We start from the raw sequence: 13,951 nt of genomic DNA on the forward strand, positions 1-13,951 counted from the left end.
ACGGCAATACCTGCCTAATCCGGCTTTGTCCAACCGGAGTTTCCAGGGGTTTGCGTATCATCGTCGTCCAGCACCACAAAATCGCCTTCAACCGCGCCGCTGTCCCGACGGGGATCGTGCCGGGGGCCCGAAGAACTGGTAAAAATGACTGTGCCTCTGTTTACAAACTTAGCAGCGCCCCAGCGGATCAGCATGGCCCGTACAGGTGGTGTCAGCATCAACAGACCGATTGTGTCGGTGAAAAAACCCGGCGTCAGCAAAAGCACGCCGGCCACAAGGATCATCGCTCCATTTACGATCGGATCCATCGGGCTTTGACCGGTTTGCAGATTGTTTTGCAAACGGGCCAGTGCCGCCATACCTTGCAAGCGTAACAGATAGGTGCCGATCACCGCTGTCAGAATGACAATTGCCAGGGTCGGCCACAGGCCAAGCCATCCGCCCACCTGAATGAACAAGCCGATCTCGATGATCGGTATGGCTATAAACAGGATTAAAAGCGGCATCTGGCCTCACATTCTCTCTTTTCGCATTCGGTGGACTTGAACCCCACTGTGTCCTAAATAAGTGTGACAAGCGGTGAATTCCACCGTCTCTGTAAAAATATGAAAGAGGTTCCATGAACTCCGCCCTAATTCAGTTGCTTGTTCTGGCGGCTATCGCCGTGTTTCTAGTGTTGCGGTTGCGTAATGTTCTTGGAACACGCGACGGTTACGAGCCGCCTGTAGAACGTACCGGCCCCACAACTGGCGGCCCTTCCCGCGATTTCGAAGTGATTGAGGGCGGTCCGGACCCTGACATTGCAGATCATGTGGATCCCGACAGCCGCGCAGGACAGGCTTTTGCAGCGATGAAACGCGTCGAGTCAGATTTTTCTGTATCCGAATTCCAGTCCGGCGCCCGTCAGGCTTATGAAATGATCCTTATGGCTTTTGAAGGGGATGATCTGGACACGCTGAAAGGTTTCCTGTCACCCGATGTGTACGAAAGCTTTGCTGCCGTTGTTGAAGAGCGTCAGGCCAAAGGCTTGAAAGTAGAAGCAAATTTCATCGGCATGCGTGAAATGAAACTGATGGATGCCATGTTTGATCCAGCCAATAACGAAGCAGAGATCACCATGAAATTCATCGCGGAGATCACATCCTGCGTTAAAGACGGCTCCGGTGAGGTGATCGAAGGTGATCCCAAAGTGATTAAACGTCAAAAAGATGTTTGGACTTTCGCCCGAATTATGGGAAGTGACGATCCGAACTGGCAACTGGTTGCAACCGGAGAGTAACAATAAGACGGACGGCAGAATTTTTACGGGCTGCCGTTCTTGCAATCGGTGCGCTGACACAGACAGCACAGGCAGACACGATGACCGTTAAAGCCGTTTCCTTTTCAGAACTTCCGGACTGGGAAACGGACGACCACGGCGCAGCGCTGGCTGCCTTTGTGCAGTCTTGCGATAAAATCCGCGTGAATGCCCAGACACAGGCGCAGGACTGGACCGAACTTTGCGCCTTTGCCAAGTCGGCAACCGATGCGCGGGCGTTCTTTGAACTCTTCTTCCAGCCGGTCTTGATCGAAGACGGCAAACATACGCTGTTTACGGGATATTACGAACCGGAAATTGTCGGTTCCCGATACCGCGCAGGCAAGTTTCAGTATCCTTTGTACAAACGCCCCCGTGAAATGAAGTTGGGCCAGCCGTGGAAAACCCGCGCCGAGATTGAATCCGGTGCTTTGGCGGGGCGCGGGCTGGAACTGGCGTGGCTTTCCGATCCGGTTGAGAATTTCTTTTTGCATGTTCAGGGATCCGGTCGCATCAAACTGAATGAAGGTGGTGCGATGCGGGTCGGCTTTGATGGAAAGAACGGCCATCCCTATCGTTCGATCGGTAAGGAAATGATCCGCCGCGGTATCCTCTCGGCGCACAAGGCTTCGGCGGGCCGGATTAAGGCTTGGGTACGTAAGAACCCGAATGACGGCCGCCGTATTCTTCAACATAACCCGTCCTTTGTGTTCTTCCGCGAACTAGAAGGGCTGGACATAGATGCCGGCCCCCCCGGTGCTATGGGAGTCTCGGTCAGTACGGGGCGGACGATTGCTGTGGATGATGATTACATTCCGCTTGGCGCACCTGTCTGGATAGACAAGACGGGCAAAGACCCGATCCGCAGGCTGATGGTTGCACAGGATGTGGGTTCAGCAATTAAAGGGGCTCAGCGGGCTGATATTTACTACGGCTCCGGGGCTGAGGCGGGCCGAACCGCGGGTCGGATCAAGGATGGCGGGCGGATGTATACGCTGTTGCCCCACGCCTCTGTCAAACGTCTTCTGCCGGAGGGCTAGCCAATGGCCCGCAAGAAAAGACGTGCTCTGACCGATGAAGAAAAAGAACTTTGGAACAAGGTGGTAGAGCAGGTAGAGACCATCGAATCCATTCCACCTCTAATCACCCAACCCAATTCCAAACCAACCAAAAAGAAGCCGGAGCCGCCTGCGCCGGATATTCAACCTTTCAGGATCGGTGCCAAGGCGCAGGCCAAGGCGACCACCCGCGCCAAGCCTCCGTCTTTCGTGGATCGCCCGAACCAGACTTCTCCGAATATGGACCGGCGCAATTTCCAGCGGCTGCTCAAAGGGCAGCTTGAAATTGACGCAACTCTGGATTTGCACGGGCTGACAGCGGATCAGGCACGGATGCAGTTGCAGATATTTGTGCAGAACGCGAACCGGATGGGGAACCGGTTGATTCTTGTGATCACCGGTAAGGGCAATAAACATTTCGTGGATGAATTTAATCGCCCCCGTAGCGGTGTATTGCGCACCGGCGTTCCGGAATGGTTAAAAACTGGCCCCGTATCCCATTTGGTGCTCCAAGTGACGCAGGCCCACGGCAAACACGGCGGTGGCGGGGCCTATTACGTCTACCTCAGGCGGCAACGGTCGCGGTAAAACCCGCTCGGATACGGCGGGCCACATAGGCGGTCCACAGGGATACCAGCACCATATAAACCGCGTAAGCGACCATTTGATCTGGGAAATTCACACCCAGATCAATGCCCCATCCGGTAAAGGCCGGACCTATTGCAGACCCGAAAACCATCAAGGCGGTCGCAAGTGCCTTGATCGAACCGATGCTTCGGGTGCCGTAAACTTCCGGCCAGAACGAGGCGCCGATGGTGGCATAGGCCCCGCCGCCGACGCCGATAATCGCGAATGCGAAGGCGGCGACAAGCAGGCTGCCCGACGTACCAAGCATGACAAAGCCGATGGCCATGGGGATCTGTGAAAAGGCCAACAACCGTACGCTTCCCCATCGATCCACGGCCCATCCGCCCAACAGGCCAGAGACCACCAGCGTGGCTGTATAGATCGGGAAAAGGGCCACCAGTTCCACATGGCTCCAGCCTTTGACCTCTGCCAGATGGACCTGTTGAAAGAACAGGGCGGTTCCAAAGGTAGAGGACAGCGTTGCAATCGGGATCAACCCCCAGAAGCGCCAGTCCGAAAGCACTTCCTTGCGGGTCCAATGGCGCCCCGACATGCCTGTCGCATCCGAAGACATAGAGACATCCGAGGGAACCCGTTCAGATTTTAACAACCACAATAACAAGGGGATGCACAAAAGCAGGAAACCGGCGGAGATAAGCCAGAGGCTTTGCCAATGGAAATGCAGCATCAGAGCGACAAAGACCACGGGCAGGATCGCCTGCCCCAAGGCAAAGCCCAAACCGGCGTAGGAAATCGCCTTGCCACGCGCCCGCACAAACCAGCGGGCCATGGCGACTACTGCGATATGGGACAGCATGCCCTGCCCCGTAAACCGCAGCCCGAACACCAGAACCGGCAGCAACCAGACTGTGCTGATCCGGCTCATGGCAATGCTGAGTACGGCAAGGGTGGTCATGACCACCACGGCAAGAACGCGTACCCTGAAATGATCCGCCGAACTGCCCGCCCAGATCATCAGCATTCCCGAAACCATCGTCCCGAGGAAATATATCCCGCCCCAATCCCCGTGGGACAGGTCAAAGGCAGACTGAATTTCGCCTGCAAAAATAGAGATGAAATAGGTCTGTCCGAAGCTGGACAGAAACGTCAGCAGCACACCGGCTGCCAGCCAGCGGAAATTGTCGCGTATGAACTGGAATGTTGTCATACGCGATCAAGATCAGGAATTTAGGAAAAGGTCACGTCCTAAAGCACATAGCGGCTGACATCGGTGCTGCGGGCCAGTTCGCCGAGGTGGGCTTCCACGTAAGCAGCATCAATCAGAACCTTGCTGCCGCCCTGATCCGGTGCGGTAAAGCCGAGTTCGTCAAATACCCGTTCGATGATGGTATAAAGCCGTCGCGCACCGATATTCTCGACCGAGGCGTTTACCTCTGCCGCGATCTTGGCAATCGCCGCGATACCGCTTTCGTCAAAGCTGACTTCGACGTTTTCGGTGGCCATCAGGGCCGCATACTGGCGGGTCAGGGCATTGTCGGTCTCTGTCAGAATGCGCACGAAATCCTCTTCGGTCAGGGCGCGCAATTCCACACGGATCGGCAGGCGACCCTGCAACTCGGGCAACAGATCGCTTGGCTTGGCGATATGAAAGGCACCAGAGGCGATGAACAGAATGTGGTCGGTTTTCACAGGTCCGTGCTTGGTGGAAACGGTGGTGCCTTCGATCAAAGGCAGCAGATCGCGCTGCACCCCCTCGCGGGAGACATCGCCGCCACGGGCATCGGATTTCGCGCAAACCTTGTCGATTTCGTCCAGAAACACGATGCCGTTTTCTTCAACTGCCGCCACCGCTTCACGGGTGACAGTTTCCTGATCCACCAGCTTGTCGGCTTCTTCGTCAATCAGTACCTTGTAGCTTTCGGCGACCGTCATCTTGCGGCGCTGGGTGCGGCCGGAGAAGGCTTTGCCAAAGATATCGCCCAGATTCATCATACCCATATTGCCCCCGGGTTGGCCCGGAATATCCAGCATCTGCATGGGGTTAGAGGTATCAGCAACGTCCAGTTCGATTTCCTTGTCGTCCAGAAGACCCTCGCGCAGTTTCTTGCGAAACATCTCGCGGGTCTGTTCGCGGCTTTCCGGTCCGGTCAGCGCGTCGAGCACACGTTCCTCGGCAGCGCCATGGGCGTTGGCCTTAACCTCTTCACGCTTGTGCTCACGTATCATCACGATGGCACTGTCCACCAGATCGCGGATGATTTGTTCCACGTCCCGGCCCACGTAACCAACTTCGGTGAACTTTGTGGCCTCTACCTTCAGAAAGGGTGCCTTGGCCAGCTTTGCCAACCGGCGCGAGATTTCGGTTTTGCCAACACCCGTCGGCCCGATCATCAGGATGTTCTTTGGATACACCTCGTCGCGCAGGTCGTCCGACAGGTGCTTGCGCCGCCAGCGGTTGCGCAGGGCCACGGCCACCGCCCGTTTGGCGTCTTTCTGGCCGATGATAAAACGGTCCAGTTCGCTTACAATTTCGCGTGGGGTCAAATCAGTCATTCACTCGTCGCCTTCTTCAATCTGCCACTTCGTTTTTCTGCCACGGGGGCAATCTGTCCTTGCCCTTGAAATGGGGCAATTTGTTCAACAGCCAACACCGCAAGGGGGACCAGTTAGCGCCCAGCAGCACCAGCCCCAGTCCGACCAGCAGCATGACAAGACCAAACGCGCTCTCTAGCACTGTAAACACCAGTGCAATCATATAGCCGATGCCGGATATCAGGAAGGAACGCCGGTCTATGATGATCGCCACAGCGGCCATCAGGACAAGAAACAGGAACAGCAGCGCCATAGAAAGGATGCTGCCGTTGCTATACAGCGTTAGTGCGACAGAGTTCACAATTGCCGGAGCTGCCAGTACATTCAGCCAAAAGCCATTTGCAGACCGTCGCGTCACCCGATGCGGGTCGCTCATGTCAAATCGGAGCGCTACGGCAAAGGCAATCAGCCCTAATGTGATGGTGATCAGGCTTTCGGTTGAACCGGTCGAAAGCAGGAACAGGTCATAGGGGCTACTGAGGCTGCTGTTTGGTCCCTGCACCATTCCAATCGCCGCCCCGAACACGCCAAGTGCAGCAAGGAGTAAAGAGAAAGGAATGCGAAACTTCCACCAGTAAAGGCCCATCACAACAGCAGTGACACCGGAAGCCATCGCAAAGCCTCTGATCTCCGACAGGCCGGTGCCGTTGGCCAGGCCGAATCCCATCTGGAAACCGCCGACCGCCATGAAGATACTCAGCAGGATGGAGGGTGCGATCATGCGCCGTTTTACGGTAAAATACTGGGTTAGCGGAAGCAGAAATGCCATTTGCAGCAGCGCTAAAAGAACCGCAAACAGGCTGGCATTTCCAGCCTCAGCTACGCTCAGCCCAACAACCGCTGTCCAGCCGGAATAGAGAATAGAAAGGCCCACAACGATGAATATCTCGTTGAAACCTTTGAACAATTCGAAAGGCTCATCTACCAGCGCCCGTGCTTCACGATAGCCCTGACGTTCGTCAGAAAGCTGCGCCAAGGTGGCGGCCTGAGCCTCGGTGATCACACCGGCACCGACTGCTGCGCGTAAGTCGTCGCTCGTCACGCTCATTTAGAGATCTTCTCAACCGTCATATTGCCGTTTGTGTAGACGCATATCTCGGCAGCGATTTCCAAGGCACGGCGTGCCACTTCTTCGGCGGATTTATCGCTATCGGCCATTGCCCGCGCCGCAGCCAGTGCGAAATTTCCGCCAGAACCAATCGCCGCCACATCGTTTTCCGGCTCTAACACATCACCCGCGCCGGTGATCACAAACAGATCTGCCCCGTCCGTGACAATCAACATGGCCTCCAGATTGCGCAGGTACTTATCCATGCGCCAGTCCTTGGCCAGTTCGACAGATGCTTTTGCAAGTTGTCCGGGAGAAGCTTCAAGTTTCGCCTCAAGCCGCTCCAGCAAGGTGAAAGCATCGGCAGTAGACCCTGCAAAGCCGCAGACCACATCATGACCGCCCGGTGAAATACGGCGCACCTTGCGGGCCGTTCCCTTGATCACAGTCTGACCCAGTGAAACCTGACCGTCGCCCGCCAGAACCACTTCGCCGCCTTTACGCACGCCCACAATTGTTGTGCCGTGCCAGCCCGGAAATTTATCTTCGCTCATCTGTGTCACCATTCTTCTTCTGGTTTCAAATATCCCCGCCGGAGGCACCAATGGCCAGCCAAAACGAAAAAGGGCGCAGCTTGCGCGCGCCCTTTTCCTGAAACGGGTCCGGATTAATCCAGTTTGCGTTCGATTTCTTCGGTTTCAAAGATCTCGATCACGTCACCTTCACGGATATCCTCGTAGTTCTCAAAGGCCATACCACATTCCTGACCACCCTGAACTTCTTTCACTTCGTCTTTGAAGCGCTTCAGGGTTTTCAGTTTGCCTTCGTGGATCACAACGTTGTCGCGCAGCAGACGCACGCCGGCTTCGCGGCGGGCAACACCTTCGGTGACTTCACAACCGGCAATCTTGCCTGTACCGGAAATCTTGAAGACCTCCTTGATGGTTGCATACCCGATGAAGGTTTCCTTGATCTCGGCAGACAGCAGGCCGGAGGCTGCCGCTTTCACATCGTCCACCAGATCGTAGATGATGGAATAGTAGCGGATTTCCACACCTTTCTGGTTGGCGCTGTTACGTGCCGGCGCGTTGGCCCGCACGTTAAAGCCGATGATTGGCGCACCAGAGGCTTCGGCCAGTGTCACGTCGCTTTCGGTGATGGCGCCAACGCCGGAGTGCAACACCCGAACGCGGACTTCGTCGTTGCCGACTTTTTCCATCGCCTGAACAATCGCTTCGGCAGAACCTTGTACGTCCGCTTTGACCAGAATTGGCAGTTCGGACACGTTTTCGTCTGCTTTGGCTTTGGCCAGCAGCTGATCCAGTGTTGTACCGGCGCCAGCAGCGGCTTTTTTGTCTTTGGCAGCGCTGATCCGGTAATCCGCAATTTCGCGGGCTTCTGATTCGCTGGATACAACATTCAGAACGTCGCCGGCTTCAGGAGCACCGTTCAGACCCAGAACCTCTACAGGAACAGAAGGTCCGGCTTCGTCTACGCGCTCGCCCTTGTCGTTGATCAGTGCACGGACCTTACCGTATTGCTCACCCACAACGAAGATATCGCCTTTGCGCAACGTACCGTTTTGTACCAGAACCGTGGCAACAGGGCCGCGGCCTACGTCCAGCTTCGCCTCGATCACAGCACCTTCGGCGTTGCGGTTCGGGTTGGCCTTCAGTTCCAGAAGCTCGGACTGCAGCGAGATCGCTTCAAGCAGTTTATCAAGCCCTTCGCCCTTCAGCGCGGACATTTCCACATCCTGAACGTCACCGGACATTGCCTCTACGATCACTTCGTGACGAAGAAGTTCTGCACGTACCGCATCAGGGTCCGCACCGGGTTTGTCCATTTTGTTGATCGCAACGATCATTGGCACTTCGGCTGCGTGAGCGTGGTGGATCGCTTCGATCGTCTGAGGCATGACGCTGTCATCAGCGGCAACAACCAGAACCACGATGTCCGTGACCTGTGCACCCCGCGCCCGCATCGACGTAAACGCCGCGTGGCCCGGTGTATCAAGGAAGGACAACAATGTGCCGTCGTCGGTTGTGATCTGATACGCACCGATGTGCTGGGTGATGCCACCGGCCTCGCCGGACACAACATTGGTTTTGCGGATCGCATCGAGAACAGAAGTTTTACCGTGGTCAACGTGGCCCATGATGGTGATCACAGGGGCGCGTGGCTCCAGATCTTCTTCTTTGTCTTCTACAGTGATGATCGCTTCTTCAACGTCCGCATCAGACACACGCACCACTTTGTGGCCGAACTCTTCAACAATCAGTTCCGCAGTATCTGCGTCGATTGTCTGGTTCTGCGTGGCCATAATTCCGTTTGTCATCAGTGCCTTAACAACAGCAGCAGTTTTTTCTGCCATGCGGTTGGCCAGTTCCTGAACGGTGATCGCTTCAGGCACCTGTACGTCGCGAATGATCTTTTCGCGTTCCTGCTTGCCGCCCATGGATTTGCGGCGTTCCCGCTCCTGTGCGCGTTTCATCGCTGCCATAGAGCGTTGGCGTCCGCCTTCGCGACCCGACAGGGCCTGACTGATGGTCAGCTTGCCGGAACTGCGACGGTCATCGCCGCCCTTGCCGCGGGCAGGTTTCTTTTCTTCGGCGCGAGCCGGACCTTTGTCGTCCCGTTTCGGACCCTTCGCAGGGGCCTTGGCTGCGGCAGCTTCCACAGCGGCCGGATCGACAGGTGCAACAGTCTCTTCAGGTGCGGCCTGTGGTTTTGCCTTGGCAGCTGGCTTGTTCGCCGCTTCCTTGGCTTCCTTCTCGGCCTGTTCCTTGGCGCGCAGACGTGCAGCGCGTTCTTCTTCTTCGCGCTCTTTTTCCTCTTTTTCACGGCGGCGCTCGTCCCGCTCTGCCTCACGGCGTGCGGTTTCTTCTGCCTCTTTGGCAGCGCGCTCGGCTTCTTGTGCCTTGGCCGCCAGCAACGCCTTCTTACGGCGCTCCATTTCCACGTCGGAAATGCCCGGTGCGTTCACGCCGCCGGATTTACCACCAGAACCGCCGCCGGATGTGCCAGGTTTCGGCACGATCACACGCTTGCGCTTCTTCTCGACCACAACCGATTTAGTGCGCCCATGGGAAAAACTTTGCCGTACACGGCTTGTAGATGGTCGGCTACCGCCCAACCCCAATGGCTTTTTATCGTCGTCGCTCATTCGTCTTTAACCTTTCACCGCCGGTTCGTCCGGCTGCTTTGCCTCTGTTATGGCATCCCTGCCGCGTAGTCCGGCAAGCCTTGCCGCATCGCGTTTGACCGATTTTGTCAAACCCCCGCCGACAAGCGCCGCATGTATCACATAGTCGCGCCCAAAAGCCAAACCCAATTCGGCGGCTGTCAGGCAGGAAATATAGGTATTCTGGCCGTTTGGCGGGCGAAGCTTGCGCTTTTGGGATTCCGAGCCGTCATTTGACTGCAACAGAACCAAGGCAGCTTCGGAAATTAGCGCGCCTTTGGTCTTTTCAAACCCACAAATAGCATTTCCACCCCTGCGGGCAAGGGAAATCAGGTCCACAAGCCGCTGCACCAGGAGCTGTTCCAACAATTCCAGCAAGCCGTCGGGCACAGTTGCCCGTGCTTTGGCTGCCCTTGAGAACAGATTTTTCTTAATAGCGAGTTCCAGCGCAGACCGCTCTGCGCTGACCCACATGCCCCGTCCCGGAAGACGTTCGGCCAAATCAGGTGTCACCACGCCGTCTGGCGAGAGGACAAACCGAATGAGCCCTTTGCAGGGCTGAACCTCTCCCGTCGCTATACAGCGGCGGGTGGTTTCATCGGTTTGTGTCTTTCGTCCAGCGCGACCCAATGGCATATCCCGAAATCTGACGCATCAGACTTCGGACTCCTCGGCTGTTTCGGCGTCGTCGTCTTCGACTTCATCGCCGGCCGCATCTTCGGCAAGTTGCTCTTCTGTGACCCAACCCAGCATCAGGCGGGCTGTCATCACCAGTTGTTGTGCTTCATCTAGACCCACGTCAAAGGCTTCCAGCAGACCCTCGTCCTTAACCCGTTTGCCATCTACCGTGGTGTAGCCACCGGCCAGTTCCCAGTCTGCACAGGTTGCAAAGTCTTCCAGCGTTTTCACGCCGTCTTTTGCCAGAGCAACCATCATTTGCGGTGTCAGACCTTCAAAGTCGATCAGGGACTGCTCAACACCGAGTTCCTTGGCTTCTTCAAGGGCTTTGGCGTTCATTTCGTCCAGAGATTCACGGGCGCGGGCCTGCAATTCTTCGGCTGTGTCCTGATCAAAGCCTTCAATCGACAGAAGTTCGTCGATTTCGATGTAGGCAACTTCTTCAAGTGTAGCGAACCCTTCGGAAACGAGAAGCTGTGCAACAACTTCGTCCACGTTCATGGTGTCCATGAACAGTTTGGACCGTTCTTCGAATTCTTTTTGACGGCGCTCGGATTCTTCGGCTTCGGTCATGATGTCGATATCCAGACCGGTGAGCTGGCTTGCCAGACGCACGTTCTGACCGCGACGGCCAATGGCCAGCGACAGTTGATCGTCCGGTACAACAACTTCGATCCGCTCTGCATCGTCGTCCAGAACAACCTTGGACACTTCTGCCGGTTGCAGCGCGTTCACAAGGAAGGTCGGCGCATCGTCGTTCCAAGGGATGATGTCGATCTTTTCGCCTTGCAGTTCGTTCACAACAGCCTGCACACGGCTACCGCGCATACCAACACAGGCACCCACCGGATCAATGGAGTTATCATAGGAAATAACACCGATTTTGGCGCGGGAACCCGGATCACGGGCAACTGCCTTGATCTCGATGATACCATCATAGATTTCCGGTACTTCCATTTTAAACAGCTCTGCCATGAATTCGGGGCACGTGCGGCTGAGGAAGATTTGCGGGCCGCGCATTTCAGAGCGGACTTCCTTGATATAGGCGCGGATGCGGTCACCATTGCGGAACAGTTCGCGGTTGATCAACTGGTCGCGGCGCAGCACGGCTTCACCGCGGCCCACATCTACAATCACGTTGCCGTATTCCACACGTTTGACCAGACCGTTGATGATCGTGCCTTCGCGATCCTTGAATTCGTCGTACTGGCGTTCGCGCTCGGCTTCGCGCACTTTTTGCAGGATAACCTGTTTTGCAGATTGCGCAGCGATCCGGCCGAAATCCATTGGCGGCAGATCGTCGATCACCCAGTCGCCCACCTCGGGGTTGTCCAGATGGGCGCGGGCCTCTTCTACGGTCATTTCGGTGAAGTGGTTTTCAACTTCGGCCACGACTTCGCGCACGCGGGTCATTTCCAGTTCGCCGGATTTGCGGTCGATCTTGGCGCGGATGTCCAGTTCGGGGCCGTATTTCGATTTGGCGGCTTTGGCGTAGGATTCTTCCATCGCCTGCAGCACCAGATCGGGGTCGATCATTTTTTCGCGGGCAACCGCATCAGCGATTTGCAACAACTCCAAACGGTTCGCACTGGTAATGCTCATGACGCGTCCTCTTCGGTTTCAATATCGTCAAACTTGCTTTCATCCAGCCCACCGTCTTTGCGGGCTTTTAAACTTTCTGCGATCAACGCATCGCTGAGAACCAGCTTGGCGTCGGAAAGCCATTCGAATTTCAGGCCGATGATCCCTTGGGGGATTTCAATCAGCACTTCACCGTCCTGCGTGCCGCGCAGATCACCCTTGAAGCGGCGCTGACCGTCGATCAGTTCGCTGGTTTCGATCTTGGCTTCATAGCCTTCCCAAACGTCGAAATCCTTCAGGCGTGTCAGGGGACGGTCGATGCCGGGGCTCGACACTTCCAGCGCGTAATCCCCGTCAATCGGGTCTTCCACATCCAGAATAGCAGAGAGTTCGGTTGAAATCTTGGCGCAATCATCCACCTCGATGCCACCTTCGGGGCGTTCGGCCATGATTTGCAAGATGGTTTGCTTGCCGCTCATCAGGCGCAGGCGCACCAGTTCATAGCCGAGATCCTCGATCACGGGCTGTACAATTTCTGCCAATCGTTTGTCGATGGCCGCTTTCGCGATCAGATCAGACATGGATATGGTCCCTTAGGCTACAGTGTCGGGCACAGGACGTGTCAGGCACAAAAAAACGGGCGCGCGGCCCGTCGTGAAATCCGATGGAAGTCTGGGGTTGGAGGCCAGTCTTACCGCTGTTGAGGTGGATATACGCCTGCGAATCGGAAAAGGCAAGCCACGCTTTCAGAATAAGCAACAGACCGCAAGTTTGGTCTGCTTACCACGGCACGGGTTTCCCTGCCCAGTCAAAGAACAGTCCGGTCTGTTCCGGCGTCAGTCCGTCCAGCACATTGATCAGGTTTGCAGCGGACTCTTGAGGCGGGACAGAGGCGTGATTGCGGTAATTCTCGGTGAAGGATGTTGTTACCGTGCCCGGATGTAGCACAACACAGATCGCCTGTTTATGGCTGCGCCCCAGCTCAATAGCGGCGGTGTGGATCAACTGGTTCAACGCCGCTTTGGAGGCACGGTAAGAATACCAGCCCCCGAGATTATTGTCTCCGATAGAGCCGACCCGCGCGGAAAGGGCCGCAAATACGGCCCGCTCCCGCCTTGGCAGCAACCGCTGTGCGTGCTTCAGAACCAGCGCCGGCCCGGTCGCATTCACCGCGAATTGCGCGGCGAGTGTTTCCGGATCAAGCGCCCTGAGTGATTTCTCTGGCTGCACGTTGCCTGAGGTCAGCGCTCCCGTCGCGGTGATAATCGTGTGATAGGGCGGATCGAGCTTGCCCAGCGCCTGTTTGATTGCGGCCTCATTCGTTATGTCAAAGCCATCCGCAGTGCGGGACAAGGTGGTCACATCACATCCATCCGAGCGCAGCTTTTGCGCCAGTGCGCTGCCAATACCGCCAGAGCCGCCCAGCACCAAGGCGCGTTTTGCAGGAGATTCGCTCACGAGTTCAGATATAGCAGCGATGCATTCAGCAGCGTCGCAAAGCTGACCCATGCAGCATAGGGCAGGAAGAGCACCGCTGAAATCCGGTCTCGGTTCCAGCTTGTCAGAATGAAGCCGAAAATCGCGATAAGCATCAGCACGATCACCCCAAGCGCAAGATCCATCCGGTGGGCGCCAAAGAACAGCGGCGACCATGCAAAGTTCAGGATCATCTGGGCAAACCACAGTTTCATGGCGGTGCTGCTGCGGTTCACATGCCAGATGCGCCAGCCTGCAATCCCGATCAGAATATAAAGCGTTGTCCAAACCGGACCGAATACCCAAGCAGGCGGATTGAAGGCCGGTTTTACCAGTGTGTCAAACCACGGACCCGGGGCTGTCGCAACACCGATCAGCGCGCCACAGACGACCACGCCGATGACAAAAACCACGAGCGACAGGAGGTTGGATCTTACCGAAACCATTTT

General features: G+C 56.2%; 14 protein-coding genes. 3 read left to right on the forward strand and 11 right to left on the reverse strand.

What is annotated here, in order from left to right:
- Nucleotides 1-14: 14 nt before the first annotated feature.
- Nucleotides 15-506 (reverse strand): FxsA family protein, encoded by a 492-nt coding sequence (locus C0U40_RS01110; protein WP_101653920.1) that lies wholly within the window; start codon nt 504-506, stop codon nt 15-17.
- A gap of 113 nt (nt 507-619) precedes the next feature.
- Between C0U40_RS01110 and C0U40_RS01115 the strand changes: the two genes are divergently transcribed.
- The 3 genes from C0U40_RS01115 to C0U40_RS01125 all read left to right on the forward strand — a co-directional run bounded on the left by C0U40_RS01115 (nt 620) and on the right by C0U40_RS01125 (nt 2,943).
- Nucleotides 620-1,279, forward strand: a complete 660-nt coding sequence (locus C0U40_RS01115) for a Tim44/TimA family putative adaptor protein (RefSeq protein WP_101653921.1) — start codon at nt 620-622, stop codon at nt 1,277-1,279.
- 80 nt (nt 1,280-1,359) lie between these two features.
- Nucleotides 1,360-2,337, forward strand: coding sequence for a murein transglycosylase A (gene mltA / locus C0U40_RS01120; protein ID WP_101653922.1), 978 nt, complete (start codon nt 1,360-1,362; stop codon nt 2,335-2,337).
- Between the two features lie 3 nt (nt 2,338-2,340).
- The gene (locus C0U40_RS01125; protein ID WP_101653923.1) at nt 2,341-2,943 is read left to right on the forward strand and encodes a Smr/MutS family protein; all 603 of its coding nucleotides are present in this window, start codon (nt 2,341-2,343) and stop codon (nt 2,941-2,943) included.
- On the opposite strand, the gene C0U40_RS01130 is transcribed toward C0U40_RS01125, so the two are convergent.
- The 10 genes from C0U40_RS01130 to C0U40_RS01175 form a co-directional block, all read right to left on the reverse strand.
- Nucleotides 2,921-4,150 carry an MFS transporter gene (locus tag C0U40_RS01130; RefSeq protein WP_101653924.1) on the reverse strand — a complete coding sequence of 410 codons (1,230 nt, stop codon included), beginning with the start codon at nt 4,148-4,150 and terminating at the stop codon, nt 2,921-2,923. The two genes, C0U40_RS01125 and C0U40_RS01130, sit on opposite strands and share 23 nt — an antisense overlap.
- A 38-nt stretch (nt 4,151-4,188) precedes the next feature.
- Nucleotides 4,189-5,496, reverse strand: a complete 1,308-nt coding sequence (gene hslU / locus C0U40_RS01135) for an ATP-dependent protease ATPase subunit HslU (RefSeq protein ID WP_101653925.1) — start codon at nt 5,494-5,496, stop codon at nt 4,189-4,191.
- A 16-nt stretch (nt 5,497-5,512) separates the two neighbouring features.
- Complete coding sequence (locus tag C0U40_RS01140) at nt 5,513-6,583, reverse strand: hypothetical protein (RefSeq protein ID WP_101653926.1); 1,071 nt, start codon at nt 6,581-6,583, stop codon at nt 5,513-5,515.
- A complete protein-coding gene (hslV, locus tag C0U40_RS01145; protein ID WP_101654758.1) occupies nt 6,580-7,137 on the reverse strand; it encodes an ATP-dependent protease subunit HslV in 558 nt (185 codons plus the stop codon). The genes C0U40_RS01140 and hslV overlap by 4 nt, the downstream gene beginning before the upstream one ends.
- A 113-nt stretch (nt 7,138-7,250) precedes the next feature.
- Entirely contained in the window at nt 7,251-9,749 is a 2,499-nt protein-coding gene (gene infB / locus C0U40_RS01150; RefSeq protein ID WP_101653927.1) for a translation initiation factor IF-2, read from the reverse strand.
- A gap of 6 nt (nt 9,750-9,755) precedes the next feature.
- Complete coding sequence (locus C0U40_RS01155) at nt 9,756-10,397, reverse strand: RNA-binding protein (protein ID WP_435673783.1); 642 nt, start codon at nt 10,395-10,397, stop codon at nt 9,756-9,758.
- 24 nt (nt 10,398-10,421) lie between these two features.
- Nucleotides 10,422-12,047 (reverse strand): transcription termination factor NusA, encoded by a 1,626-nt coding sequence (gene nusA / locus C0U40_RS01160; protein ID WP_101653929.1) that lies wholly within the window; start codon nt 12,045-12,047, stop codon nt 10,422-10,424.
- The gene (rimP, locus tag C0U40_RS01165) at nt 12,044-12,607 is read right to left on the reverse strand and encodes a ribosome maturation factor RimP (RefSeq protein WP_101653930.1); all 564 of its coding nucleotides are present in this window, start codon (nt 12,605-12,607) and stop codon (nt 12,044-12,046) included. The genes nusA and rimP overlap by 4 nt, the downstream gene beginning before the upstream one ends.
- A 199-nt stretch (nt 12,608-12,806) precedes the next feature.
- Nucleotides 12,807-13,484, reverse strand: coding sequence for an SDR family NAD(P)-dependent oxidoreductase (locus tag C0U40_RS01170; RefSeq protein WP_286134727.1), 678 nt, complete (start codon nt 13,482-13,484; stop codon nt 12,807-12,809).
- Entirely contained in the window at nt 13,481-13,948 is a 468-nt protein-coding gene (locus tag C0U40_RS01175; RefSeq protein WP_101653932.1) for a TspO/MBR family protein, read from the reverse strand. The genes C0U40_RS01170 and C0U40_RS01175 overlap by 4 nt, the downstream gene beginning before the upstream one ends.
- Nucleotides 13,949-13,951: the final 3 nt, after the last annotated feature.

The sequence above is a fragment of the Neptunicoccus cionae genome, from assembly GCF_002860325.1.
Classification (GTDB): Bacteria; Pseudomonadota; Alphaproteobacteria; order Rhodobacterales; family Rhodobacteraceae; genus Amylibacter; species Amylibacter lutimaris.

What these genes read in the sequence shown, in the direction of transcription:
- C0U40_RS01110 (WP_101653920.1), bottom strand. Translation starts at nt 506, where the DNA reads ATGCCGCTTTTAATCCTGTTTATAGCCATACCGATCATCGAGATCGGC.
- C0U40_RS01115 (WP_101653921.1), top strand. Translation starts at nt 620, where the DNA reads ATGAACTCCGCCCTAATTCAGTTGCTTGTTCTGGCGGCTATCGCCGTG.
- mltA (WP_101653922.1), top strand. Translation starts at nt 1,360, where the DNA reads ATGACCGTTAAAGCCGTTTCCTTTTCAGAACTTCCGGACTGGGAAACG.
- C0U40_RS01125 (WP_101653923.1), top strand. Translation starts at nt 2,341, where the DNA reads ATGGCCCGCAAGAAAAGACGTGCTCTGACCGATGAAGAAAAAGAACTT.
- C0U40_RS01130 (WP_101653924.1), bottom strand. Translation starts at nt 4,150, where the DNA reads ATGACAACATTCCAGTTCATACGCGACAATTTCCGCTGGCTGGCAGCC.
- hslU (WP_101653925.1), bottom strand. Translation starts at nt 5,496, where the DNA reads ATGACTGATTTGACCCCACGCGAAATTGTAAGCGAACTGGACCGTTTT.
- C0U40_RS01140 (WP_101653926.1), bottom strand. Translation starts at nt 6,583, where the DNA reads ATGAGCGTGACGAGCGACGACTTACGCGCAGCAGTCGGTGCCGGTGTG.
- hslV (WP_101654758.1), bottom strand. Translation starts at nt 7,137, where the DNA reads ATGAGCGAAGATAAATTTCCGGGCTGGCACGGCACAACAATTGTGGGC.
- infB (WP_101653927.1), bottom strand. Translation starts at nt 9,749, where the DNA reads ATGAGCGACGACGATAAAAAGCCATTGGGGTTGGGCGGTAGCCGACCA.
- nusA (WP_101653929.1), bottom strand. Translation starts at nt 12,047, where the DNA reads ATGAGCATTACCAGTGCGAACCGTTTGGAGTTGTTGCAAATCGCTGAT.
- rimP (WP_101653930.1), bottom strand. Translation starts at nt 12,607, where the DNA reads ATGTCTGATCTGATCGCGAAAGCGGCCATCGACAAACGATTGGCAGAA.
- C0U40_RS01175 (WP_101653932.1), bottom strand. Translation starts at nt 13,948, where the DNA reads ATGGTTTCGGTAAGATCCAACCTCCTGTCGCTCGTGGTTTTTGTCATC.